24 protein-coding genes are annotated in these 26,276 nt (G+C 40.5%); 5 read left to right on the top strand and 19 right to left on the bottom strand.

What is annotated here, in order from left to right; genetic code table 11:
• Positions 1 to 13 precede the first annotated feature (13 nt).
• The 6 genes from mutS to O0550_RS04815 form a co-directional block, all read right to left on the bottom strand.
• Positions 14 to 2,758: a DNA mismatch repair protein MutS gene (mutS, locus tag O0550_RS04840; RefSeq protein ID WP_258425707.1), complete on the bottom strand. Its 2,745-nt coding sequence runs from the start codon at positions 2,756 to 2,758 to the stop codon at positions 14 to 16.
• A gap of 49 nt (positions 2,759 to 2,807) precedes the next feature.
• On the bottom strand, positions 2,808 to 4,115 hold the full coding sequence (locus tag O0550_RS04835) for a putative amidoligase domain-containing protein (RefSeq protein WP_035319335.1): 1,308 nt from the start codon (positions 4,113 to 4,115) through the stop codon (positions 2,808 to 2,810).
• 159 nt (positions 4,116 to 4,274) lie between these two features.
• On the bottom strand, positions 4,275 to 4,829 hold the full coding sequence (gene cotE, locus O0550_RS04830; protein WP_003337050.1) for an outer spore coat protein CotE: 555 nt from the start codon (positions 4,827 to 4,829) through the stop codon (positions 4,275 to 4,277).
• 105 nt (positions 4,830 to 4,934) lie between these two features.
• Positions 4,935 to 5,387, bottom strand: a complete 453-nt coding sequence (locus O0550_RS04825; protein ID WP_258425706.1) for a YlbF/YmcA family competence regulator — start codon at positions 5,385 to 5,387, stop codon at positions 4,935 to 4,937.
• Between the two features lie 6 nt (positions 5,388 to 5,393).
• The gene (gene miaB, locus O0550_RS04820) at positions 5,394 to 6,905 is read right to left on the bottom strand and encodes a tRNA (N6-isopentenyl adenosine(37)-C2)-methylthiotransferase MiaB (RefSeq protein WP_003337048.1); all 1,512 of its coding nucleotides are present in this window, start codon (positions 6,903 to 6,905) and stop codon (positions 5,394 to 5,396) included.
• A gap of 378 nt (positions 6,906 to 7,283) precedes the next feature.
• Positions 7,284 to 8,099: a (2Fe-2S)-binding protein gene (locus O0550_RS04815; protein ID WP_258425705.1), complete on the bottom strand. Its 816-nt coding sequence runs from the start codon at positions 8,097 to 8,099 to the stop codon at positions 7,284 to 7,286.
• 503 nt (positions 8,100 to 8,602) lie between these two features.
• On the opposite strand from O0550_RS04815, the gene O0550_RS04810 reads away from it, so the two are divergent.
• Positions 8,603 to 8,992: a helix-turn-helix domain-containing protein gene (locus O0550_RS04810; protein ID WP_181748063.1), complete on the top strand. Its 390-nt coding sequence runs from the start codon at positions 8,603 to 8,605 to the stop codon at positions 8,990 to 8,992.
• Positions 8,993 to 9,326: 334 nt separating this feature from the next.
• Here the strand turns inward: O0550_RS04810 and O0550_RS04805 are convergent, their stop codons facing one another.
• The 5 genes from O0550_RS04805 to O0550_RS04785 form a co-directional block, all read right to left on the bottom strand.
• Positions 9,327 to 9,701 (bottom strand): LytTR family transcriptional regulator DNA-binding domain-containing protein, encoded by a 375-nt coding sequence (locus O0550_RS04805; RefSeq protein WP_031413806.1) that lies wholly within the window; start codon positions 9,699 to 9,701, stop codon positions 9,327 to 9,329.
• Positions 9,698 to 9,832 (bottom strand): hypothetical protein, encoded by a 135-nt coding sequence (locus O0550_RS04800; protein ID WP_258425704.1) that lies wholly within the window; start codon positions 9,830 to 9,832, stop codon positions 9,698 to 9,700. Before O0550_RS04800 ends, O0550_RS04805 begins: the two co-directional genes overlap by 4 nt.
• Positions 9,829 to 10,350, bottom strand: a complete 522-nt coding sequence (locus O0550_RS04795) for an accessory gene regulator B family protein (protein WP_258425703.1) — start codon at positions 10,348 to 10,350, stop codon at positions 9,829 to 9,831. Before O0550_RS04795 ends, O0550_RS04800 begins: the two co-directional genes overlap by 4 nt.
• Entirely contained in the window at positions 10,343 to 11,014 is a 672-nt protein-coding gene (locus tag O0550_RS04790; RefSeq protein ID WP_258425702.1) for a hypothetical protein, read from the bottom strand. Before O0550_RS04790 ends, O0550_RS04795 begins: the two co-directional genes overlap by 8 nt.
• Positions 11,015 to 11,714: 700 nt before the next feature.
• Positions 11,715 to 12,356, bottom strand: a complete 642-nt coding sequence (locus O0550_RS04785) for an FMN-dependent NADH-azoreductase (RefSeq protein WP_031309031.1) — start codon at positions 12,354 to 12,356, stop codon at positions 11,715 to 11,717.
• Between the two features lie 239 nt (positions 12,357 to 12,595).
• Between O0550_RS04785 and O0550_RS04780 the strand changes: the two genes are divergently transcribed.
• The 3 genes from O0550_RS04780 to O0550_RS04770 are packed head-to-tail and all read left to right on the top strand — an operon-like array spanning position 12,596 to position 13,879.
• Complete coding sequence (locus tag O0550_RS04780; protein WP_258425701.1) at positions 12,596 to 13,198, top strand: TetR/AcrR family transcriptional regulator; 603 nt, start codon at positions 12,596 to 12,598, stop codon at positions 13,196 to 13,198.
• A gap of 7 nt (positions 13,199 to 13,205) precedes the next feature.
• Complete coding sequence (locus O0550_RS04775) at positions 13,206 to 13,562, top strand: DMT family transporter (RefSeq protein ID WP_174888173.1); 357 nt, start codon at positions 13,206 to 13,208, stop codon at positions 13,560 to 13,562.
• A 2-nt stretch (positions 13,563 to 13,564) separates the two neighbouring features.
• Entirely contained in the window at positions 13,565 to 13,879 is a 315-nt protein-coding gene (locus O0550_RS04770; RefSeq protein ID WP_258425700.1) for a DMT family transporter, read from the top strand.
• A 132-nt stretch (positions 13,880 to 14,011) separates the two neighbouring features.
• On the opposite strand, the gene O0550_RS04765 is transcribed toward O0550_RS04770, so the two are convergent.
• From O0550_RS04765 to O0550_RS04730, 8 genes are all read right to left on the bottom strand, one after another.
• Positions 14,012 to 15,367: a 6-phospho-beta-glucosidase gene (locus O0550_RS04765; protein WP_258425699.1), complete on the bottom strand. Its 1,356-nt coding sequence runs from the start codon at positions 15,365 to 15,367 to the stop codon at positions 14,012 to 14,014.
• On the bottom strand, positions 15,354 to 15,689 hold the full coding sequence (locus O0550_RS04760; RefSeq protein ID WP_035318504.1) for a PTS sugar transporter subunit IIA: 336 nt from the start codon (positions 15,687 to 15,689) through the stop codon (positions 15,354 to 15,356). The genes O0550_RS04765 and O0550_RS04760 overlap by 14 nt, the downstream gene beginning before the upstream one ends.
• 29 nt (positions 15,690 to 15,718) lie before the next feature.
• Positions 15,719 to 16,486, bottom strand: coding sequence for a chitin disaccharide deacetylase (gene chbG, locus O0550_RS04755; RefSeq protein WP_258425698.1), 768 nt, complete (start codon positions 16,484 to 16,486; stop codon positions 15,719 to 15,721).
• Between the two features lie 19 nt (positions 16,487 to 16,505).
• The gene (celB, locus tag O0550_RS04750; protein WP_022584442.1) at positions 16,506 to 17,855 is read right to left on the bottom strand and encodes a PTS cellobiose transporter subunit IIC; all 1,350 of its coding nucleotides are present in this window, start codon (positions 17,853 to 17,855) and stop codon (positions 16,506 to 16,508) included.
• Between the two features lie 15 nt (positions 17,856 to 17,870).
• A complete protein-coding gene (locus O0550_RS04745; protein WP_003337029.1) occupies positions 17,871 to 18,173 on the bottom strand; it encodes a PTS sugar transporter subunit IIB in 303 nt (100 codons plus the stop codon).
• 185 nt (positions 18,174 to 18,358) lie between these two features.
• Positions 18,359 to 21,172 (bottom strand): sigma-54-dependent transcriptional regulator, encoded by a 2,814-nt coding sequence (locus O0550_RS04740; RefSeq protein ID WP_258425697.1) that lies wholly within the window; start codon positions 21,170 to 21,172, stop codon positions 18,359 to 18,361.
• Positions 21,173 to 21,281: 109 nt separating this feature from the next.
• On the bottom strand, positions 21,282 to 22,484 hold the full coding sequence (gene lplT / locus O0550_RS04735) for a lysophospholipid transporter LplT (RefSeq protein ID WP_258425696.1): 1,203 nt from the start codon (positions 22,482 to 22,484) through the stop codon (positions 21,282 to 21,284).
• 19 nt (positions 22,485 to 22,503) lie between these two features.
• Positions 22,504 to 24,630 (bottom strand): AMP-binding protein, encoded by a 2,127-nt coding sequence (locus O0550_RS04730; protein WP_258425695.1) that lies wholly within the window; start codon positions 24,628 to 24,630, stop codon positions 22,504 to 22,506.
• A gap of 333 nt (positions 24,631 to 24,963) precedes the next feature.
• On the opposite strand from O0550_RS04730, the gene O0550_RS04725 reads away from it, so the two are divergent.
• Positions 24,964 to 26,214 (top strand): S-layer homology domain-containing protein, encoded by a 1,251-nt coding sequence (locus O0550_RS04725; protein ID WP_258425694.1) that lies wholly within the window; start codon positions 24,964 to 24,966, stop codon positions 26,212 to 26,214.
• Positions 26,215 to 26,276: the final 62 nt, after the last annotated feature.

The following is a 26,276-nucleotide window of genomic DNA, read 5'->3' as shown; positions in this document are numbered from 1 at the left end:
GTGTGAAGCAAGCTTATTTATGCTTGCGTAAACGTGTATTCCAGTCAGACAACTGAATGAGTGCCTGTAGAGGTGTCATTTGATTTAAATCGATATCACGTAATTCTGATAGGACATCAACCTCTGTTGGATTTGGTAAAGGTTCATTTTGGCTAGATGTAGCTGGGGCTTGGGCTACCTCTGTACCTTCTACTACTGTATCGGTTTTATCCGTTTTTCCTTTTGTTTCTGCCTTTGATGTAGAAGCATCGTTAGCCCTTTTCTTCTTCTGATGAATCGTTGTTTCAATTTGACCAGAAAAAACCTGCTGGGAAGGGGCTGAGGCTTGTCCCCAGAGCATATCAAGCGAAAGCTGCTCTAATGGCGCTTCTCGATCCTTGCCTTCTAAGCCCTGTAAAATTTCACGTGCACGACTGATTACCTCTAGCGGCATTTCTGCTAATTCTGCAACATGGATACCGTAGCTTTTATCAGCTCGTCCCTCTTCGATTTTATGCAGGAATAAGAGTTTGCCGTCACGCTCCTCACAACGTGCATGAACATTCACCACTCCTGGAATCTTCTCCTCCAGATCAGTTAGTTCATGATAATGTGTAGAGAATAAGGTCTTTGCCCCGATATGCTCGTGGATATATTCAATGACAGCTTGAGCTAATGCCATACCATCATAGGTGGACGTTCCCCGCCCAATTTCGTCCAGTAATATCAAGCTACGCGGGGTTGCTTTTACCAGCGCGTTACGAGTTTCTAGCATCTCCACCATAAACGTAGAGAATCCCCCCACTAAATCATCAGCCGCTCCAATTCGAGTAAAAATCTGATCCACTAGGCTAATACGAGCTTCACTGGCAGGAACAAAGCAGCCGATCTGAGCCATAACCGTAATTAAAGCCATTTGACGCATATATGTACTCTTACCCGCCATATTGGGGCCTGTAATGAGTAAAATATTACGATCCTTTTGATTCATCGTCACATCATTTGCCACATACTTCTCTTGATTTAATACTGCTTCCACAACAGCATGGCGACCGTCTTTTACATAAACCTCGCCATCGGTGGTCAAGGTAGGACGGGTAAAGCCGCGTTCTTCACTCACGGTAGCAAAAGCCTGCAACACATCAATGCGGGCAATTCGTTCTGCTAAATTTTGAATCCGCGGGATATGCTTCGCTACTTCCAAGCGAATTTGGGTAAACAACTGATATTCTAATTCCACAAGCTTCTCTTCAGCTTCCAGAATCAGAGCTTCCTTCTCTTTTAACTCTGGGGTGACATAACGCTCCGCATTCGTTAGGGTTTGCTTACGCTCATAGCGTCCCGGTGGTATGTGGGCCAGATTAGCCTTCGAAACTTCGATATAGTAACCAAAGACTTTATTGAAGCCTACCTTCAAGGAGCGGATTCCTGTTAGCTCACGCTCGCTTTTTTCGAGTTGTGCGATCCAGCCTTTTCCTTGGCGACTAGCTAATCTGAGCTTGTCTAGATATTCGTCATAACCGTCCTGAATTAAATTACCCTCACGCACGCTTACAGGAGGATCTTCTACAAGAGTTTCGGATAAAAATTGGGCAATATCACCACAGTCATCCATATCTGAAGCAATCGATTGCAGGGCTTGCTCTCCGCTGTTAACCAATAGATGGATTACACTCGGGATAGCTTCAAGAGAATGGCGTAGCTGCACCAAATCCTTGGCATTTGCATTTCCATAAGAAATCCGGCCCGCTAAACGCTCCAAATCATATACGCGATCCAGCCCCTCACGTACATCAGAACGCAGTAATAAATCGTGGCGAAATGCTTCTACTGTATCATAACGATTACCAATTTCCTCAGGATTCAAAAGAGGCCGTTCAATCCAGCGACGTAACAATCGTCCTCCCATGGCCGTCTCTGTTTTATCCAGAAGCCACAATAAAGAGCCCTTTTTGGACTTGTCCCGAATCGTTTCAGTCAGCTCTAAATTTCTTCGTGAGAAATGGTCCATTTGCAGAAATTCATCTGCCACGTAATGCTGTAGGGAACGCATATGTGTTAACGCTCTCTTTTGCGTAGTCCCTACATAATGCAAAAGTCCATTCATAGCTAGGCGGACTGCATCCTCTAGCTGCGTAGCTTCCTCTGGATAAAGCTCATCTACGGCTGTTTGCGACATTGCATTGGTAGCTAGGCAGGTAATAGACATATGGGGCGGTAATCCTTTTCCGCGAAGCTCATCCTCAGCGATATCACATAGCAATAGCTCACTCGGGCGATATTGCATCGCTTCCTCTACTGCTGCATACATGGTTGACAATGAGGTGGTATACAATTCACCAGTACTTAAATCACACGCTGCTACCGCCGCTTTTCCTGACAAAGCGGCAATAGCAACTAGATAATTGTTCTCTTTATCATGTAACCATTTTCCCTCAATCATGGTTCCAGGTGTGATCATTCGCGTTACTTCACGCTTTACAACACCTTTTGATGCTTTCGGATCTTCTACCTGCTCACAAATCGCTACTTTATATCCTTTTTTTAACAATTCGGCAATGTAGGTCTCCGCTGCATGATGAGGAACTCCACACATGGGAATGCGCTCTTCAGCTCCTCCACCACGACCTGTCAACGTAATCTCTAGTTCGCGTGAAGCTAGAACTGCGTCTTCAAAAAATAGCTCATAAAAATCACCTAAACGGAAAAACAAAAAAGCATCGGTATATTGACGCTTTATCTCTAAATATTGTTGAATCATCGGGGTGTATTGTGCCATTATTTCTACTCCTAATACCCATAATCATTCATCTATTATAACATGGTTCCTAGTGGTTGTTGAGTTGAAATGGAGGTAACTTCCAAGTAAGCTTCATATCCTGATTGCAAGGCCACTCCCCATCCATAAAAATACTATGAAAAAAGGGGGTTATATATTTTCGATACGTTTGAAATAAAGGTAGATTATTTATCTCCAAATACAAGTCCTTGACCAATGAAGCAAGTTTTTCTTTTTCCCCACGATAGTAGGCAAGCTGCATGGATATGTCTGTACTGACATCTTGCTTGAGAAGATATTGGGATTCTGCTATTACTTTTGTAAGAGCCAAAACTCCTTTGGTGATTCTTGGCGAAACCAGCCAACTAGGAAGAGTCCTGTATTCAAATCCTCCATGCGCCTGTGCACGTACATCTCCTAAAAAACCGTAGCGCGGCCTTCTTTTCATACATCCTTGATCTTCTAGTAAACATAAAGGTAATGCCAAATACGTATCTAATTTACGCACTAAATCAAAATGCAGAGTAGTCCCGCTAACATGAACATGACCGCCGATTGGATAACCATCAAAGGGCATCCCCCCTGCCAACCAAATAATCGAATCATCTGAAATCCGGCGTTGAGCCAGATGGAGGGCTCTATAAATATTTTTAAAGACAGTTTCTGGTTCAGTTGAGGGTTCTGGTCGAACTTCAACCAATGGATGCTGGTGCGATAGAAGCTCTGTTTTTAATCGGACTCCATCATATCCGATAACACCATTTTTCGGTAAATATTCTGAAGCAATTGCCATATTTCCAGACTGATCTCGTAAAGCAAATTCCGGATCGGCTCCTAGCATTACTTGTGGAGCTGCTACTTGATCTAAAAGAATTTGCTGTTCACGTTCCTTCATAAACATCTGTAAACGTTCTCGTAGCGAAACATCTGCTGGCAGCTCGGCTTTACAGTCCAGTACCCGCATCCTTGTTGGGGAATGAACTCCAACCAAAACTTTCCCGTAATCTAATCCAAGAGCGTAAATGGTACGAATCGCCAGGCTAATGATCCGATTTTTCTCAATCTCATCCAGCTTTTGACTTACTTCTTCTTTTTGCGTTTTGCCAGTGGTTCGTGCTTCTTGTAAAATCCAAACATTCCGTTCTTCTATTCGATAAATGGCAGCAACCTGGTGCTGAAACAGATGTACCTCAAACGTTTGCATAGGGATTACTCCATCGTACGTCTGAATTGGCATTCCGTGTAATTTCAGAATAGCCAACATTTTCTCTCGATGATGCGTATGTTTTATGGCACTCTCCCTATTCCACTTCTCAAACGTAGAAGCGGCGACTTTACTCATTACCATGTTAGACATACGCTTACCTCCCTTACTTCCTTCCTACACGCTATGCATGATAAAAAAGTAAGGTGCCTGGCCCAGTATGGTACCATTTTTAATAATAATATAATATTTTTCGTTATAAAAAATAGACGTAAAAAAGCCGCCGGACAAACCGACAGCCTTTTCTACCACTTAATCTAAATCATCTAGTAAACTCGATGAGTCGAATTGATCATACTCTTCGGTTGAGTCATCAAAGTCATGCGAGAAGGAATCTTTATCCTCACAGTTGTGACAAATTACAACACACACCTTCGTTTCTCCAACAACTTCAACAGAATACTCCTGTTCAACTCTTACATTAACTGCATTACCGCAAATTTCTGCTCTGACGCATTTTGGTTGTTCAATGCACTGGCAAATGATTTCTAAATCACCGCGGCAATTTTTGTCAAAATAAGAAAGAGGAACATCTAACGTGTACTTTACTTCTTCTTTTTTGACTTCTGTTTGAGTATTATCCTCATAAGAATACCAGAGATTGACATCATACGTTCCACTGATAACGACCGATTCTAACACTTTCTCTGCTGAAAAGTTATTGTTTATAATCCAGCATCCTAGGATAGTAGTCGGTGTCTGAGTAGGTGTGATCGTATGTGTCGTTTGCGAGAATCTATGTCCTCTACCGCAGACAGCCTTGGCAATCAATTCTCGACACTGCAAATCTTTATCAGGACCAGACATATTGTAACCTCCTCCATACATCGTTTCTGTACATTTGTATGCAGGTGATTCGCTCAGAGTGCAAGATCGAGAGAACTGTTGCGGCAAGAATTAATCTTTCATACTTTAGTGACCACAGCCACAGCCTTCATCATCATGATGATCGGCTTCAGGGCCACCTGTTTTACCGGTGAGAGGATTACCACCCGTATCTAAAATAATTCTATCGGACACAGTATTGGTAATAACATGGGTCACCATTTGCAAAAGATCGTTTACATCTGTTTGAGATTGCTTAAATTCTGTAACTAGCGGAATCTCATCTAATTCTTCCTGAAGAGCATCGAACTCCGCTTGTACTTTTTCTACAAGTTGCGTATTGTTCATGCTTTCATACATGACTAGTTGCTTTTGTTTTGCTTTCAGACTGGAAATCAAATCCTGAACGCGTTTGTTTTGCTTCACCTGTGATTCTGCTCGTTTGAAAAAGTCTACTTCCTTCGTCCGAGAAATCATGTTAGCTAATTCACGCGCTTTCGCTAAAATTTCTTGATCTGTGTAAACCGGTGTTTCTGCCATCTCCAATTACACCTCAACTTTAGTCACTAATTCCCCATATGTGGTAAATGTTTTTGCCTCTGTAATTGTAACATGTACCAGTGTACCAATTAAAGATTTATCAGCTTTTACATGCACTAATTTTCCAGTTCGAGTGCGTCCAGCTAATACCTCTGGATTTTTTCGACTCTCTCCTTCAATCAGCAATTCATAGGTTTTACCAACCATCTCTTGATTTTTACGCAAGGAAATCTCATTCTGTACGGCCATCAATCGTTGTAAACGATCCTTTTTCACCTCTTCTGGTACATTATCCACCATAGAAGCAGCCGGTGTACCCTCGCGTGGAGAGTAGATGAACGTATACGCTGAATCGTATTCCACTTCTTTCATCAAGGACAGTGTTTCCTGGAATTGTTCCTCCGTTTCACCTGGGAATCCCACAATAATATCTGTAGATAACGAAACATCCGGAATAGCAGCCTTAATTTTACGAACCAACTCCATATAATGCTCGCGTGTATATTTACGTGCCATTTTTTTCAGTACTTCTGAGCTACCAGACTGTGCAGGCAGATGAATTTGCTCTACCAAATTTCCGCCTTTTGCTAAGACTTCAATGAGGTGGTCATCAAAATCCCGTGGATGACTTGTTGTAAAGCGAATACGCGGAATATCAATCTTACGAAGTTCGTCTAACAAATCCCCAAGTCCATATTTCCGATCTTCAAAGTCTTTACCGTATGCGTTTACGTTTTGTCCCAGTACCATGATCTCTTTAAAGCCTTGGCGCGCCAATTCACGCACTTCAGCAACGACATCCTCTGGGCGGCGACTGCGTTCTTTTCCACGTGTGTAAGGCACGATACAGTACGTACAGAACTTATCACAGCCATACATAATATTAACCCACGCTTTGATATCACCCGTACGTGTTTTCGGCATATTCTCGATGATATCGCCCTCTTTAGACCATACCTCAATCACCATTTCTTTACTAAACATTGCATCTCGCAATAATACTGGCAGACGGTGTATATTATGCGTTCCAAAAATCATATCTACTTCTGAATAAGAACGTAATACTTTATTGACTACCTTTTCTTCCTGTGACATACAGCCACATAAACCGAGAATGAGATTAGGATTGTTACGCTTCAGATGCTTCATGTGACCAAGCTCACCAAACACCTTATCCTCTGCTCCTTCTCGGATCGCACAGGTATTAAACAGAATGACATCAGCTTCCATTGTATCTTCCGTCGCTGTATAACCCATTGCTTCAAAAATTCCAGCCATGGTCTCTGTATCATGCTCGTTCATTTGACAGCCATACGTACGAATCAAATAGTGAAGACCTTTTCCTATTTGTTTCATCTCTTCAGGTATAGTGAAATCGTAATGCACGGTAATGTCTTCTTTTCCACGTTTCTTGGCGTCCTTTAAGCTTGGTGCCTGAAAATATTTTGCATAATCAGCTGTGGACTTACTAGACTTTCCGGATTTTAAGTCCGTTGTCGCCTCTTTTTTATCGATCATTTTCTATTTTCACCTCATAATATGCTGTTTTTTTCTGCTATCATCCAGATATTATAGCATATTTGGACTTTGAGAATAAAAGGAAAAAAGTTCTCTGGGAATAGGGGTAGGGTGGTTATACTTGTCGTACAAGTAAAGAGAAAAAACGCTGATCACTATTCTTAACGTGTGTTATTTAAAAGTGTAAAACAAGCCTGATGCGAGTGTAAAAATGGATACGTGAAAAAGAGCCTTTCTTGGTTGATTCAAGAAAAGCTCATACGGAATACAAGCAAACGATGCTTTTACCTGACATGTATAATATCATGCCTGTTCAGACTTACTTTTAAACTGATGCTTTTTTTGCGGGAATGTCTAATTGAAGCATGTACTTCGCTATTATGCATTTGCTTGGATGATTTCAGCCCGATGTTTCGTTCTTCTTGCCGCCCTATCCTCTTCTTTCATGAGAGGACAGGTATAGCAATACTGGGCACCCTCGGTTCTAAAATATCTACAGCAAACATTTTTCATTCTCATTTGCTTTGTTGGATCCTCTATATGTTCGATTAATCGTACCTTCACATCAAACGGATTCTTGCTACGTCCAAAAACACTTGGATTTAACTCATGCTGTAAAAAATGAAAATCATCAATCACACGCTGCTTCTCTTCGGAGCTTGTTGTTTGTTCCAAAAGATTTGTTATAAAATGATGGAATTTCGTTGGCAGTTGTCCCCACATTTGGCCTACGTTAAATCCAGTAACAGCAGATATGCATTCCAAGAGAGGACGCAAAGTTTCACCATACAGTCTGGAAAGAACGTCCGTTCTCCATTCCTGTCTCTTCTCATCACTCACCGGTGCTTTTGTTTCTGCCCAGGAGCGTAGTTGAAAAGAGATTCGGGTATACGATCCCTCTGATTTTGGACTCATATGTACAATTACATTCTCTAAGGAGAAATCCAACGCCTTATTTTGGATCGACACCATGTACTGAAGTCCTGTAGCCATCGCCAGAAACCAGCTAGCAATGTAAGCAGCCGTAGCCGTATCATCTAATGCCTTGATCACTAGAGCGTATTGATCAATAAAATTTCGCATAGTGCTCTCATTAAGGAGGTCCGTGGCAGGCATGGAATAAAAAGCCCCATTAGGTTCTAGCAAATGAATATTAAACAGCTCATCAAGTCGTTGGATGTATTCGTTTTTCATTATATTCTCCTTTTCTTACTTTTCGTTATGTAGCAGAGAACGGCTCTAATGTGCGAGAATGATTTTCATTATTTGTAATTGTAAAGCACAGGGCTTACGCATTCAACTCAAAAAGGCTACCAAACGTTCCCTCATGACGTTTTGTAGCCACTTTTTATTTGACATTCCCATGCAGTTCTTCATCAGCCTCTGTTCTCCTGTTCTTTTATTTTTTTCAAAATGTATCTAGCTTCCTAATTTTTAAAGAACAAAACTTGAAGGTATTTCAACTCAAGGAATCTCAAAATCTATATTTTATCTTATAAGCAAATTATATTTTATGTACTATAGTATGTAGTAACTAGCTTCTTTTGACAGAAATCCATAGTTGATATTCTGGGATAAACACGAAAAAGCTTGAAATAAGTTCAAATCATTTATGTAGATATCTTGAATTTTCTTCATATTCCTTTTGAAGATACTTCAACTATCGTATAATTGTTAGAAAAAAATGGGGTGAGAATATGTCGACATTTGGTCAACGATTACAAAAATCTAGAAAAAAAGCAAAATTAACGCAGGAACAAGTGGCCAATAAACTCGGACTTGACTACTCCACTATCTCCAAATATGAGAATGATCACTCGCAACCCGATAATGATACTCTTATTTCGCTAGCAGATTTATATTGGGTTACTGTAGATTATCTACTCGGTCGATCAGTCGAACAATCTGATCACGATCTCTCTTTAGTGGATGCATACCTGCCTAAGGAAAAATTAGAAAAATTAACTCCAAAACAAATGGAAAAGATTAATGATTTTTTGTCTTTACCTGAAGACATTCAGATGAATATTGGTACAATGATTGAAGCCGCTGTCGAAATCGTAAAAAACAAAAATCGTCCTGATTAGTAGTCGAACTGATTATGGCGTTTTTTCGCATCTTCAATGATTTTCTCTATAAAACAAATAATGGAATTTATACTATAGTCTTTATTTTCGATTAAGTAGAGTTCGGCTAATTCAACGGCTTTCATTTTGGTATAATCTGTGAGTTGTACCGCTTTTATCTCCATTTTTTTCACCTACTTTAAAATTCTTTGCATATAAAAATTTATCATTAAATTATAGAATTTTTTGTCGAAAAATGAAGATAAAGCCTGTCTGTTCTACCCCCTTCAATTTTTCTTTACATTTATCAAAAATATCTGTATAATGGTATACCAAAAAAGAAAGAATCATCCATTTAATCCGGATGATTCTTTCTTTTCAAATGTTTTACTAATTCATATTTAGACCTAGAAACTGTTGTATAAGAACCATCGTCGAAGTAAGCTCTGATGAACAACGGATTCTCCACTACATAAGTAATATTTTCGAGATTAACAACATTTACAGCATCTAATGAAACAAAGCCGTATTTCCCCCAAGAAGCGCGAATCCCTTCTAAGGTAGTCACTCCAAGAAACACACCTTTGCTAGTATGGAAGCGTAAAATGCTATCTGAGTTTTTTTTTGGTCTAAAGAGATCTACATAATTAACCTCTTCTACTCCAAATTCTACAAAATCTGACTCATCGTACTTTCTTTCGATTCTAATCCCTGTTAGCCTAGGTTTCATTTTGCTTCACTTTGCTTTTTTAGTTCTTCTGGCACGATTGGACTACCGATGCTAGCCTTGAACGAAACAGCAAAAGCTCTAGCCACGGCGGTAAGCATAACCGAAGTAATTTCTGCTATATGTTTTTTCATTGATACTCACCCCCCTTTGGAATTAATAGCAACGATTGTACAAAGAATGATAATGCAACTATGGGAGAACCGATGACGAAATTCATGCTTACGATTAAAACAGAGCTTACTTTTAACAGAAGCACTTTTCGAGGTACGGTCAGATTTTCATATGTACTATTAGGAGCAAAACAGAATGTAAGAATAATACTAATTAAAGTTAGTAGATAAACAGCCATATAGTTTACTGGAATATGTGGAATTACTGCAATAATTGCTGTGGTTACAATAACACACAGATCTAAGGATCTTAAATGATAGCCCCCTGAAAAAAAACGCAGGATTACAAAAGAAGTCAATGCTATAAAACTATCCTGTAAACTATCTGTCAAAATCCCAACTAAAAGTAAAAAGAAACAAATAAAAAAAAAGTTAAGTAAAATAGAAAGAGCGTATGATAATACAGCTACGCTATTCGTACGCTCTGGACTCGCATTTTTTATTTTGATAGACATCACTTCTGACCATTTTTCAATCAATAATTTTGTCCCTCCTATATAACCAACGAAGTAAAAGTAATAGAGGGGCCAAAATAGGCAAAATCAATACCCAGATATCGCCTTTAAAAATAAAAATCCAATAAGCATTAGCTGAAATGGTTAAGATCCCAAGCACTAATCCACAAATGATCCTTATTTTTAAAGCGTCCAATTTTCCTTTTTGGTATAAATCATGGGGTGGTTGCATAATAAAAGAAAACCCTAGATTAAATATACCAATGAGCCAGCCTATCAGTAAAACGGTCACATCGGTGATAAGCTGAATCAAAAAAGTTCCCCACTCTACAAGACTTTTACCATCACTTAATGTCACCCATCCAAAGGATAGAAGAACAGGATAAATCACAAATTGAATTCCTATATAACTTAGATAACCAATTGCGGTAATTAAAGCTGATTCATATACTCTTATTTTGAACAAAAGTCTGAAAAACACTACAATCAGAAAAAATTGCGCCCCAACATCAATCTGGTCTACTTCTAGTACAACTCGGTTTACAAACGATGTGATAGACAATGCTGTAGCCATAATTGAGAAGTCCCTCAAATACATCGTTACTGGTAGCCTAAATGCTTTGAAGGTTAAGAACAGAATAGTAAATGAATCAATGAATCCAAACAATACATACAAAAAACTTTTCATATTATATCCCCTATTTAGCCAAGATCAAAACGATGTAGGTGTTTTTGTACTCACGACCATACAATAGACTATCTCTTAGAGAGTGTAGCTCGCTCATAACTTCTTGGTGAAAAATGATCTCCTCGCCTAATCAGCTCAAGGGAGGTTTTTTTATTTTTAAGTAAGTAACCATCAAGGCTAAAAAGAACATGCCAAACATGGAAATCAAGAACAAACCCTGATATCCACTGTGTACCTTTATGTACTCACCTCCTTCCCAATTGGGATAAAAGAGAGTGTGCTGATCATCTCTTAAGTGCCGCATTCTATTGTACCTCGCTATTATAGCATGGATTTTTTACGTATTCTCTACTTTCATAAAATATCAATAAAAAGCATGTGAATCCTTATCAAATCAAGTATTTTCTTGTAAAAACACACAAAAAATAGCACAAATAAATCCCTAAAATCTGAATGCTAAACCTTGTCCTCCCTCTATTACTATTTTTGTCCAAACCAACAACAAGTAATGCCCCATGACATCCATGATTCATACTCTTGACGAAGATATCCCCTTCCCACACTAGTATTGTTGATTCGTATGGGGAACAAAAGAAAAACGCCACAGCTTGTATGTAAGCCTGGCGTTTTCTTGCTGAATGGATTTTGTTTTTATATATTCTCTAACTTAATCTACTGGTCGTTTATCGTATGTTTATTTTTATTTACCAAACGTTTTCGCGATTTCAACAGCACGCTCTTTTGCTTTTGCCTTGATATTTTCTGCCTCAGCAGGAAGTGCGTTCATACCTTCTACTGCCAATGTTTCGTAGTCAGTGATACCGATGAAGTTCATTACTGCTTTTAAATATTTATCACCAAATTCAAAGTCAACAGCAGGACCCTCAGAGTACATGCCACCACGAGCTTGGATATGAAGAACTTTTTTACCGTTTAGTAAGCCTGCTGGACCAGCTTCTGTATATTTGAAGGTTTTTCCAGCGATTAATACGTTGTCAATGTATGCTTTCACTACAGGAGGGAAGCTCAAGTTCCACATTGGTGTTACGAATACATAGCGATCTGCTTCTAAGAACTGATCCAATACTTCACCCATGCGGCCAACTTTAGCTTGAGCTTCTGGAGATAAATCACCAAACGCAGTTCCTTGACGCAATTTGTTCCATGCATCTAGCACAGTTCCATCAATCATTGGAATATCTTCCTTGAATAGATCAACACGTACTACCTCGTCCTGAGGATTTGCTTGACGGTATGCATCTACGAAAGTTTGTCCCACACTTAGTCCAAAGGAATCCTCTACAGAGTTCGGATTTGCTGTAATATACAATACTTTTGCCATTTTTGTAATCATCCCTTCTGATGTATGTACCTTATTATGTGCTTGATAAGCCTGCTGCATGTAATACATTAATATTTATTTACTTACCTTATATAAGTATAGTACTTTTTGATAGAAAATTTGTCAACACATTTATTTAGAAAGTATCCTTCCATATTTTTCTGTATTCTTCATTTGACAAGAGTGAACTACCTGTGAGATATTTTACCTAACGAACGTTAGGTAGGAGGTTTTGTCTTATGACTGCAAACAAGATAAAAGAGGCTGCCTTGCAGTGCTTTGCTCAACACGGCTACGAGGGAACATCGCTTGCTCAAATTGCAAACGAGGTTGGAATAAAAAAACCTTCCATTTATGCTCACTTTAAGGCAAAGGAAGATCTTTTTCTGCACCTGATCCATGATGTATTCACGATTGAGAAGGCCAAGATACAACAATTTTTAATGATCAATCAGGATCAGCCCCTAGCTACCTTGTTACCCGAATTGTTAAACCATTACAAAACAAATTTTACTCACGATAGCACGTTTACCTTTTGGCTTCGGATGGCTTTCTTTCCCCCATCTAGCTTGGTGGAGCCGGTTAGTGATGTGACCAATCAATTTTTAGACGAACTGGAGGCTATGCTAGTCCCCTTGTTCAAGCGTGCAAAAGAATTAAGAGAAATTCAGGTGGATGATCCCCAAGATGCCGCCATTGCCTTTCTTTGTTTAATGGATGGTCTATTTGCGGAATTATTGTTTGGTGGATCAGATCGATATGAGAAACGTTGGTCTTCCTCATGGAAAATTTTTGCCAAGGGAATACACCTTCGAATACACAGGGAAAGGGATTGGGAGTAAACCTATGATGAACCGGAACTGGACATACGTCCTTATCGCAGGCTTATTAGAAATTATTTGGGTTTCGGGGATTAAATACTCCTCTACCTGGTATGAATGGGCTGGAACAATAATCACGATTGCTCTTAGTTTTATCGTGCTTATCCGTGCAACGACATTTCTGCCTATTGGCACGGTCTATGCGGTCTTTACAGGAATCGGTACGACAGGTACTGTTTTGACAGAGATGTTGTTATTTGGTGAACCGTTTCATTTAGCGAAAATAAGTCTTGTTGCATTATTGCTAATTGGTGTTATCGGACTGAAATTAATTACGTCTGATGATTCCAATACGAATGAAACAAAGATGAAAGGAGCGAGCTAAGCATGGGCTGGGTTTTCTTATTTTTTGCAGGATGCTTTGAAATTGTTGGCGTGCTTGGCTTAAAAAAGGTCTCATTGAAGCAGAGCTTAGCCTCTTATCTGATTTTAATGGGGGGATTCGCTCTTAGTTTTACCTTTTTGAACCTGTCGATGCAAAGTATCTCCATGGGTACAGCTTATGCAATCTGGACTGGCATCGGTACAGTTGGGAGCGCCTTATTGGGTATGCTTGTTTATAAGGAACCGAAAGAATGGAGGCGGATTTTATTTATTATGATGATTGTATCCGCTGCTATTGGTTTGAAAATAATCACATAGGTACTGCACAGCAAAGACGAGTGGAAAAGCACAGAAGGTTGAGATTGCGAGAATGTTCAATATTTCGCAATGACACCTCTGTGCTTTTTGTATAGGTGAAATGACTGACTATCCCATTTCTTTTTGTTTCATCTAGACGTTACCAACCTCTGCGGTCACTTTACTTGTCTCCTCTTTGAAAAACTGGGGCAGATAGGGCTTATGTGCTTCCAGCATTTCATCTAAAATCGTTTTAGCGATGGAGTCTGATGGAATTAACGGATTAATGCTCATGGCTAGCAATGCTTTATGGTAATCGCCTATCACTGCTGCTTCTATCGTCACGCGTTCAAAGGATTTAATTTGTTGAACTAAACCGTTTACGGCGATTGGCAGCTCTCCCACCGAGATTGGCACAGGTCCTTCTTTTGTGATAACGCAGTTCACTTCGACAGCCGAATCAGGAGAAATCCCCGCAATGGCACCGTTGTTACGAACATTAACCGGTTGAATATCCCGTACATCATTATAAATTGAGTAAATAAGATTACATGCCGCATCACTATAGTATGCGCCGCCTCGTTTCTCTAGCTGCGGTGGCTTGATCGCCAACTCAGGGTCTTGATACAGCTCAAACAATTCCGCTTCTACCTTCTGAACTACCTCAGCTCTCGTTCCTTCTTTTTTCGCCGCTTCTCTTTCATGTTCAAGCATCGGTCCAGTCTGATAATAATAGCGATGATAGGGACATGGCAATAAGCCTAGCGCCCGAATGAATTCTTTTTCCCACCCCATATCTGCAATATTTTTCACGGAAGGACCGGTTTCCTCGTCACTTGTCAGCTTATCAATTACTTGCTGGGTTACCTTCTTGCCATCCAGATAGACGTTTGTACCGAAAACCATATGATTTAACCCTGCAAAATCAATATGCACGCGACTACCATCTACATCCAGCATCTTGGCAACAGCCATTTTCATACCTACTGGAACATTGCAAAGACCTACGACTTTTTTAATATTGCTGTGACGCAGAACTGCCTCGGTCACCATTCCTGCTGGATTGGTAAAATTAATGAGCCATGCTTCTGGACATAGCTCTTCCATATCCCTACTAATGTCTAAAATTACTGGGATAGTGCGCAATGCCTTAAACAGACCACCTGCACCGTTTGTTTCCTGACCAATGCATCCATGTTTTAATGGTATACTTTCGTCTAATCCACGAGCCTTTAGTAGACCTACACGTAATTGAGTCGTAACAAAATCTGCTCCTGGCAGGGCTTCTCTGCGATCCAATGACAAATGAATTTTCATGGGAACACCAGCCTTCTCCACCATGCGTTTTGCTAAATTGCCTACGATTTCTAACTTTTCTTTGCCTTCTAAAATATCGACCAGCCAAAGCTCACGTACAGGTAATTCCGCATACCGCTTGATAAAGCCTTCAACTAACTCTGGTGTGTAGCTGGAACCACCGCCAATGGTTACGATTTTAATTCCGCTCAACTGTAAGTCCCCCTTCGATGTTTATTTTTGCATAAAGGTCTATGAACTCGTTTGCTAAGTCTTTCACTGTGATTGCATTCATTAAATGATCCTGCGCGTGGATCATTAATAGGGTTACTTCTGTCTTGTTTCCGCCCGCTTCTTCCTGAATTAAAGAAGTTTGAATATGGTGCGCTTCACGTAGCTCTGCAGTCGCTCCGTCCATTAGCTTGCGTGCTTCCTCTATTTCTCCTCGCTTCGCCGCTGCAATTGCCTCCATAGCGAAGCTTTTTGCGTTACCACCATGTAATATTATGTGAAATGCTACATCTGTAATTTCCATATGGTTGCCTCCTATCCCATGCACTACTGTCAGCCTAGTTGTGCAAATGTAATCAATTGTATATCTCGGCAGTTCAACCGTTTTGTAACATGCGGGTCAGTCAAAATCGCCAATTCGTTCATACGTTGAAGCGCATAGCTGCTCCCTTGGTAAAGAGACTGGTCGATAAAAGCTGGATGTGTCATAATCTCCAGTGATTCAGCTCCAGCATGCTTATCGAGAATTTGTTCCAGGGACTCAAGGGAAAGCTTATCTCCATAAAAACTCTGATCGAAAGCAGCAGTGCTTTTTATGCCTGCTGGTAACCGATTAGTCTCATCAGGTGTGCGGAGAAGACGAAGCGGCAAATGATACCGCTCCGCCAATTTCAACACAATAGGCAATATTTTTTCATGCGCATGTACATGATGATGACTATCAATATGGGTTGGTTTCTTTCCGTATGAGAGAAATGCTTCTACTTGACGTGTAAATTCTTTCTCTACATCTTCTGTATTTATGTGATGAAATACATCCGGCAGTGAGTGAAAATAACCTGATTCATTTACTAAGGAAGGTACGTCGTCACCAAGTGGTTTGCCACAGGTCAAAACCAAATGAATTCCTACTCCTAACGTTGAATGCTGTTTGGCCAGTAAAAAGGCATGATCTACCTCGGGCATATTCATCATCATCGTAGTCGATGTAACAACCCCGCATGCATGAGAAGTAATAATTCCATAGTTGACTCCTTTTGAGTAACCAAAATCATCGGCGTTTATAATCAGTTTCGTAACGATTCCTCCCTTCCCGTGCATCTAACTAACACAATTGTTCTTATGCTTGTAATGTGGTGACAGCTTGATTTTTTGTTGCCTCCTGCTCTTCCTTGCATTTTTGACGATCCCACAGACGTATAAATGGGTAATAAATCGCAAAAGCGAGTATAAAATTGATTAATTGTAGGACTAATCCGGATGTTTTAGCCCCAGTCGCGAGATAACCACTAACTAACAATGGAGTGGTCCATGGCACGGATATTCCGCTTGGTCTCGCTACAAGTCCCGTGGACATTGCAAAATAAGAGACACATAAAAGAACAACGGGCGTTACTATAAATGGAATAATTAAGAGCGGGTTCATGACGATCGGTACCCCGAAGATCACCGGTTCGTTAATGTTAAATAAGCCTGGTGCAAGAGATAGTCTTCCTAAGCTTTTCATCTGCTGGCTCTTTGCCAGAAAAGCCATGGAAACAACCATTGCAAGCGTTGTACCTGATCCGCCAATATAGAGCCATAAATCAAAGAATTGAGTCGTGATAACATTCGGTAATTCTGCATTAGGATTGCTCATGTAAACAGCTCGGTTTGCATCCATCAGCGTTAACCAGATCGGGCTCATTACACTGCCAACTAAATTGGCTCCATGCAAGCCGCAAGCCCATAAAAGATGAATAAGAATAACAGCGATTAAAGCACCTGCGAAGCTGGAACCCAGTGCTTGTAGGGGAACTCCTAATAGTGTTTTAACAACATTGTGTACGCTTTCAAAAGTAGTAGCTTCCATAATCAAACGAATAATCCAGCAGGTTCCAAGTACAATAAAGGCTGGAATCAGTGCAACGAAGGATTTCGCAACCGCTGGTGGTACACCTGGCGGCATTTTTAAAACAATGTCCTTTTGTATAACAATACGGAAAATTTCTGTCGATAAAAGAGCCATAATCATGGCAACAAACAAGCCTTGACTTCCCATTAATGTTACCGGTATGACCCCGCTAACCTGTATGGCTGTTTCTGTGCCAGCCGGAGTAAACATCGTGTTGTATGGCGTTACTAGCAAAAAGGAGGCAACAGATATCGATGCTGCCGATAAAGGGTCCACCTTATACTTTTCCGCTAACCGATACGCTATACCAAAACTAGCAATGAGTGCCATAATATCAAAGGTAACGCCTACCGGATATAAGAGCTTTGTACGCCATAGCTCTCCAAAAATCCCCTTCATAAAGTCATCATAACCCTCGATTGGAATAAACCCAATAACCAAACATAAGGAGCCGACAATTAGCAGGGGAGTTGTTAAAACGATACCGTCACGAATGGCTTGTAAGTGCTTCTGCCCAGCGACTTTCCCTGCAATGGGCATTAGCGCTCTCTCGAATAATTGAACGAGTCTGTCCATCGATATCACTCCTATCTATTTCTTCATGTGTAAGGCAGCTTCTAGTACCTTTTGGCCATTGACCATTCCATAGTCAACAGGGTTTATAACATCAACGGGTATATTTCTCGCTTCGCCTTCCTTTTTAAATTCTGCTAATTTATAACGGATTTGCGGTCCGAGCAACACAACCTCTGCTTTATCCCAGTTATCACGCATATCATCTGCAGATATAGCCCAAATCGTCGCTTCGATACCTTGCTCCTTTGCTGCCTCCTCCATTCGAGTTACAAGTAGGCTAGTTGACATTCCTGCTGAACAACATAGTACGATATTCATCTGTATATACCCCCTCTGGTCATGTAAGTGCTTACATTTACTTATTTTGCAAATATGATGCCAAAACACTAATGATGTATATGTAGGCTGTCATCCTTTCATTCTTCCATTAGTGTTTCGCTTGTCCATAAGAAAAACGAAACACTAATCCATAGTGTTTCGTCCTAAATACAGTGAGTGTTTACTTATACGTGAGACTGATTTGCTTCACTCATAAGGAAAAATTTCGCGAGATAACAAATTTCATTTTCTTCTACCATGATTCCATACGTCAACTCAATTGGCTGCATTTGTCCTTGTATAACAGTAAGCATCTCTTTAAAATGCTCTTTGTACGCTTCCTTTTCTTTAAATTCTGCTACTTCTCCTCCGCCTTTCAGCCGATCAATCATACAGCACATATGCAATGTAATCCCCATCAATTCATCCTGATATAGCTTCTGCTGTAGTTTTCGTTCCATGCGTTTAATAGTAGCACGTACATCTGCTAGGACTTGTTCGCCTGAGAGATATTTTAAATGAGCTTCTAGTGTTTCACCCATTTTTTTATAAATTTCTTCCTGGTTGATAATTTGCTGAATCTCAGGAATAGCCTGTAAGCTTAAGACCTGCTCAATATTATATTGAGGTGCATCTATATCCAATCGAAAATTGCTGACAATACACAAAATCTGGCGTTTTGTCTTTAGTGCCTCCAGCTCCTGTTTCGCTTTGTTTTGATCCACACACGTAATCGGTATAATTTGTAAGGATTCGTTATGAAAGCGAAGATAATTTTTCAATAGATTTTTAATCACAAGTGCGCTTCCTTCACCTGTCAAGCACGCTGTTACGATCACTTGCTTTGGTAGCTTATTACGTTCCCGTTTAACAGACTGTTCTTGTATTTCATGACTTGATACCGCTAACACGCTTTGATAAATCTCGTCTAATGTAGAACCGGATATCGCTTTGCGGGTAGCTTCTAAAACATGCGTGGTACTAACCAAGGGGATCACTTTTACCGGTATTCCCAATTCTTTTTGGATGATTTCTCCAAAGGTAAGTAAAGAGCCCATATCTACTAAAAACAGCAGACCCTCTTCATTCCCAATCGTTTTGGCAATTTCTCTGGCTTTTTCTAATAATTCATGGGGAGGCTTTTCTAAGGGCATATCTAATGAAACAGCATGATTCGTTCCTAAGAGGCGATTTGTCACCTCTACCATGGAGGTCGCACTGGAATTACCGTGCATCATGACGAGAATACCCACATAATTTTTGATCTCCTCAGGCTGTGCTTCGTCAAGTACAAAGAACATGCAGAGAAAACCTGCCTCGTCTAGCGGTATGTCGAGATCAAAAGCCTCTTCTATCTTACTCACACATTCAAGAGCTACCATGAATTCAGCTTTATGTAGCTTGCTAATTTGATTCAATTGCGGATTCGAGATTGTTTTTCCCCTTCCAATCCGATCAATGAGTGTCTGAATATGCAAAGACATTCCCAGTAGAACATTGCGTGTTAATGTTCTATTCAATATAGTTTGGGCATACTTAACGATGTCCTCGACCAGATTGACAATTTCGGGGTGGACAATTTTCAAGACATCTTCCTGATTGAAGCTTTTTCGTACATTAGTCAGATAAGTAGTGAAATACTTTTCAATCTCACTAGTCAAGACTGTGTACAGCTCTGTATCAGATACTCCCGTAGCTCGTAGTTGTACAATCTTTTGTTCCATTCGTTCGTAGATATTATTGTCCATTACCGATGAATCTTCTAAAATATATGGTTCTTGATCGGGATGAAACAAAAAATACTTCTTTTCCCCAATAAGCTTCTCGATATTTTGTCTATTCTGCTCCACATGCAGCACGCCCTCTTTTACATGAGGAGGAAGATCAGCGGTAGTAATTTGCATTTCTGTTTTCCGCAAAGATATAAAATCGGCATATGCCTTTGCACAGGATAGGCGAATATCCGTTTTCAATTGACCAATGTTGTTTGGACAGTCGTACAGGAGAAGCGCACGGATAGAATTACCTGAGACATGAATATCCTTCCCTAAACGATAAGACTCTTCTTGAAAAAATTGTTTGATTAGCTGTAGCCGCTCCTCCAGTCCTCTTTCTTTTAAGGAAGGCAGAGAAATCATCATAGGAATTCGTCTCGTAAAAGTCGCGAGCAATGCAGAGGTAGGATTCTCTGTTGTCGCCGCAATTAATCGTACATTTGCCTGACGCACTCCATCTGTTTCTCCTACGCGTCTAAAAAAACCTTTATCGATGAAAGTAAATAACATCTCCTGCCCTTCAGACGGTAAGCGGTGAACCTCATCTAAAAACAGAATGCCAGTGTCAGCAGCTTCCATTAATCCTTGTCGATCATGATCAGCGCCAGTATAGGCACCCTTTTTCACACCAAATAATTGGCCTACCAATAATTGAGCATTGTGAGCATAGTCCGCACAGTTAAAAGTGATAAACGGAGCAGTAGCTGCTAAGATTCCTTTTTCCACAGCATATTCGTACATAAGCCCAGCAAACATGGTTTTCCCAACACCCGTTTCACCAAAAAGTAGCGTATGCATGCCATGGGGCGGATAGAGCAGTGCAGCCTTAGCTTGTTCAATGAGTGCTGCTAAGCTCTGGCAATCTCTAGCCAACTGGTCCATTACACTAGCTTGTAGCTGATTTTCGCTATGATGTATATTCCTCTTAAGCTCCGGCGGAAAAGAACCCGCTCTCTTACGTTCCCAAGTCTGCTTCCCGTCCGTTTTCCTTTGTTTAGACAAACCTGCGTTCATCAAAGCTTTAGGTTGAATCCCAGGCAAGGAGAAGCGTACAGGCCTAGTTGTACTTTTCTCTATACGACCTTCTCTCCAAAGCTGGTTTAAATCAGAGCTGACATTGGCTCGACTTAACGAAAGAATCTCGGCCAGCTCTTGGGCACTGCTTGCTTGTCCTTCACGCGATCTGGATACAATCTGTTGCATAATCAGCTCTATGCGTTTCATTTCATCACCTTGTGCCGATTTTTAACTGACAGCCTTCACTATGAAAACTCTTTCATGATCCATCATCTCATATTTATATTCATTCATCCATGCATCATTTTTGTGAAAGTTAGATTCGCTTGGTTCGAGCTCGATCTACCTCTGGAATTTTGAATACTAGATAACCAAGAAAGACTACAAGAAGAATACCCTGAAATAAAATGGCAAAGGAAACAGAGCCGCCCATATAGGATACAGCATAGTAAATAACCGTTCCCCCTAGCATTAAGCTATTCTCTACAAAATTTTGGACCGCAATCGTTTTACCTGATCCGATGATTTGAAGTCCTTGCTCCTGAATGACAGTGTTCATCGGAACGATAAATACCCCGCCCATAAAGCCAACAGCAAGCAACATCAGAATAGCAATGAATGTTGAATGTATCCAAGGAAACAGCATAATACAGCCAGTCATAAGAAATCCATAGAGGATGGCTTTCGTAAATCTAGATAAAGGAATCACCTTCGGAGCAAAGAAGGCTCCTCCAATAATGCCAATGGAGGTAGTCGCTAGTATAAGGGATACACGAAAGTCGTTCTCTGCAAAACCCAGGGCAAGCGGAATCCAAGCAAGCACAGCAATCCGAAGTACCGCCGAACTCATCCAGAATGCCCCTGTTCCTATCAGTGCGTAGTGTGTAGTCGGATGACCGTACAGCAAACGAAAATTTTCAAAAAATAAGCAGGTTTCTTTTCTGATTTTAATATGGCGATTTCCTCGCTGCATTGGGATGTAAAAGGTCATCGCAATCGAAGCCGCAAAGAGCAGCAAGCAGATGCTCGAAGAAACCATGACACTAGTAACGGCCGCAATGGCCCCTCCTCCTCCGATTCCTAGCAAAATAGCCAGTATCGTATAGGCCTCAATCCGTGAATTAGCTTCAAATAACTCCATTTCGTTTTCAGTAAGCTCTACTAATATGCCGTACTTGGCAGGTGAGTAGACAACCGCTCCTATTCCTACAGTAAAGTAACTAGCCATCAACGCTATAATGCTTTGGTGGTCTACCGTCATTAATAATACGATGCCTAAAAGCTTCAAAAAATTACCTACAAGTAAAACGGCTGTTTTCGAATACTTATCTGCTATGGGCCCTACCACAGGTGCCATTACAATAAACGGCACGAAAAATGCCATGGAAACTAAGGCAAGCGCGACAGGAGAAAAGCCATTTTGTCTTAACAGATTGGCAATCACAAATAATGCCATGTTATCAGCAAACGCAGATAAAAACTGAGTGATATATAAATACTGCAAGGCTTTATTTTTCACGAATGCCGCTCTCCTCTCCCTATCGTTTAGATGGGGTCTCTTGTTCTGCCCATTGTTTTAATGTTACATAGTCCACCTTACCGCTTCCTAATAAAGGAAGTTCCTCAATTTCCACAATTTTAGAAGGAACCAATAGTACTGAGAAGCCTTTAGCTATCACGTATTCCTTAATCTCACGCATTGTAATGGGAGTAGAGGTAAATAGATAAATGCGCTCTCCTTTTCGCGGATCACCTGTGGTAACAGCAGCGAGCCTCGTATCTTGCACTACCTCCGTAATCAGTTGCTCAACTAAATTTAGTGAGACCATTTCACCTGCAATTTTTGCAAAACGTTTTTTCCGAGCTACAATGGAAATATACCCTTCGTCATCCACTGTTACGATATCTCCACAATCGTAGTACCCTTCTCTTGGCTCGAAGCCTTTTCCATGAAATAAATAGCCCTTCATGACATTTGCTCCATCCACCCAAAGGTTGCCGCCTTCTGCTATGCCTTCAATCTTCTCTAATTCGTAACGAATACCTGGCAAAAATTGACCGACTGTTCCCTTTTTATGCTGTAGTGGAGTGTTCAGTGAAAGGATTGGAGAAGCCTCTGTTGTACCATATCCCTCCATTACTCTAATGCCGAATTTATCCATCCAAAGCTGTCGAACCTCATCCTTTAATTTTTCTGCTCCCGCCACTACATGACGCATAGCGTAAAAATCGTATGGTTTGGCAGTCCGAGCATATCCTGCAAGGAATGTAGACGTTCCAAATAACACGGTACAATTGCGATCATAAGCAATCTCTGGAATCACCTTGTAATGAAGCGGCGAGGGGTAAAAAAACACAGGAATTCCTGTCACAATTGGTAAAATCGTACCTACCGTTAACCCAAAGCTGTGAAACATGGGTAAGGTATTTAAAAATTTGTCTTTCGATGTCATATCCATCATGGCCAAGACCTGCTGAATATTGTTATAGATATTACTGTGTGTAAGCACCACTCCTTTTGGTTTGCTCTCGCTTCCAGATGTAAATAAAATAAGTTCACTTTCCTGTAATGGATTCACCTTTAAAGCACGCTGTTTGCTCACATAAGCAACCAGCGCTTTTCCTTTATCAGTTGTGCTAATCGATGCTTTTACGTCTTCTAGGTAAATAACCCGAATATGTTTGGTAAGCGCATCAGCCATCGCCTGTAAATTAGCCTTCTGAATAAACTCTCTGGAGGTTAAAATGGTGGAAATACTCGCTGTTTCACAAGCATCCAATACCGTCTGAACCCCCATACTAAAGTTGAGGAGAGCGACCGTTTTATCTAAATAAAATAACGAAAATAAAGCTACGGTATGCCCAAGTGATGTAGGTAATAATGTGCCGATGCGTTGCTCCTGCTGAACAAGATCCTGTAATTTATTCCCTAATGCATATGTACTTATGACCAGCTTTTTATACGTTATTGACTGTGTTAATTCTTCCCCAATCATCCGGTTTGGACCATTAAGACGACAGGCATCTAGCATTTCATTAAATAATTGCACATGGTGCTTCTCTTTGGCATAAAATAATTCTGTTTGCATTGTTCTCAGGACTGTACTTCCGGCCTTTTCCTTTTGAATACGTTTCGATACTCCCTCTTTTGCTGGAATCGTATAGGCCTCACCAATACGGATACGCACCTTGGGGAATAAATGCGTTTTCCACTTATCCGTAATGTAAGAAAATGGTGTTCGTTCAGGCCCCACCAATGTAACGGGATAAATAGTGGCCCCTGTGCGAAGAGCAATATAACCGAGCCCACTATATATTTTCATGATTCCACCAGTCGTTGTAATTCTCCCTTCAGGAAACAACACCAAAGGAACTCCAGCCTTAACCTCACGCACAATTTTGCGGATGGAATAAGAATTAAAAGGATCAACCGTTATAAATTTTCGTTGTGATAAAAAGCTGGCATATTTTTTGGCAATATCCGTATTTACCACATAGCATACTTCTTTAGGAAGATTGCAGGCCAGTAATACGGCATCTAATATGGAAACGTGATTTGGTGCTAAAATAACCGGCTTGGAAAAATCGAGTTTTGAGAGTCCCTCAATCTCAACTCGATAACTCGTATTAATGACCGTTTTTAACAAACTATCTACAATACCCACACCATTCCACCTTTCTCCCTTTTTCTCTTTAACTTGTATTCTCAAAAAATCATAACAGACTTGTCAACTAATATATACTTTCATCTTCTAATCCCAACCATACATCTTATGTAGGATTTGCTTTTTCTATCTTTTTTCTTAGCATATTCTACTCTCCGTTGTTCAAAACAAGTCTTTTTAGCCAGGTAAGAATACCTCTCAGGAAATTAGCCCTACTCAATCAGCCCTATTTTTTATTTTTTCTGATAAATACCGAAACTAACTCGTTGTTTTGCGCGTCAAGGATTTTGACAAACATCACATATTTGTGAAAAAGAACATGAGGAGGAAACCATGAAAAGGATATCTGCTTTATTGCTGTCGTTCCTATTGCTGTTTTCCATGATGCCCCTGCTAGCACAAGCTAAAAACACAAATTTTTGGGATGTCTCGCGAGATCATTGGGCTTATGAGGCAATCACTGACATGGCCACCAAGGGAATTATTGATGGCTACAGTGACGGTTCGTTTCGTCCAAACTCAAAAGTGACCCGTGCCGAGTTTGCTAAAATTATGATTGCAGCAGCAGGAGTCCAATTGGGGGATAAATGGGGGATTTCTCAGACCTTTAAAGATGTACCGCGCAGCCACTGGGCATTTACGTATGTCGAGTATGCAAAGCCTTACCTGACTGGCTACAAGTCAGGCTCAACCTACAGCTACAAGCCTGATCAGAATGCCGTACGTGAAGACATTGCCGTAGCTTTGGTGCGCCTGCTGGGCTATGATCAATCAAAATCAGCAAAAGTATCTTTATTAAATCAATTCAGAGACAAAGAAAGAATTTCTTACAATCTTCGCACCTTTATCGCAATCGCCTTAGATTATGATCTGATTAAAGGCTTCAATGATGGTACCTTCCGACCACAAGATGCCATTACACGCGCGGAAGCCGCCTCTCTATTGTATCGAGCTAAGCTAGATGAGCAAAAAGTCGTTTTCCCAACTGATCCTACTTCTCCCGTCCCCCAACCAAAGCCTGATCAAAAAACAAGAGAAGTGGTTGATGATTTTTCAGATAATCAATTGAAAAAATGGAACAGTGCACGAGGAACTGGAGCGTGGGTGGTTTATGATAAACGTGTAACAGCTTATAGCAATGACAGCGCTCTAAAGCATTATCTCCTGCCCCTAAAAGATAAGGTAAGCAGGGATGATACAGAATGGGAAATATCAGTAGATATTATTCCTGTCAAAACCGATGCGGAAGCCGGTATATTTATTAATGGGAACGATGGAGAAGCTGATATCGTTTATCTAACAAAGGATTCTCTACAGATTCGCCACCTGCCTGATCCTGAAAAGAAAGAGACAAAAGCTATCGCAAGCATTGCCACCAAGCTAACAACCAACAATAGCCTTAAAATAAAAGCTAGCGGTGATACATTATCCGTTTATCTAAACGGCACCAACATCTATACGCTCCAAAATGTGAAATGGGATCATTCCGAAATAGGATTATATATGAGTAAGGATGCTTTTAAACAGATTCCATCAAAGACTACCTGGTTTGACAATTTCACATTTACCGCTACGAAAAAATAAAAAAAGCTGGTCCCCTGAACATTTCGTTATATGATAAAGGTACCATTTTTTATTGTTTGGTA

Origin of the sequence: Brevibacillus halotolerans (assembly GCF_026891775.1) — a bacterium.
Classification (GTDB): domain Bacteria; phylum Bacillota; class Bacilli; order Brevibacillales; family Brevibacillaceae; genus Brevibacillus_B; species Brevibacillus_B halotolerans.
This window is presented reverse-complemented; position numbering and strand designations above follow the sequence as displayed.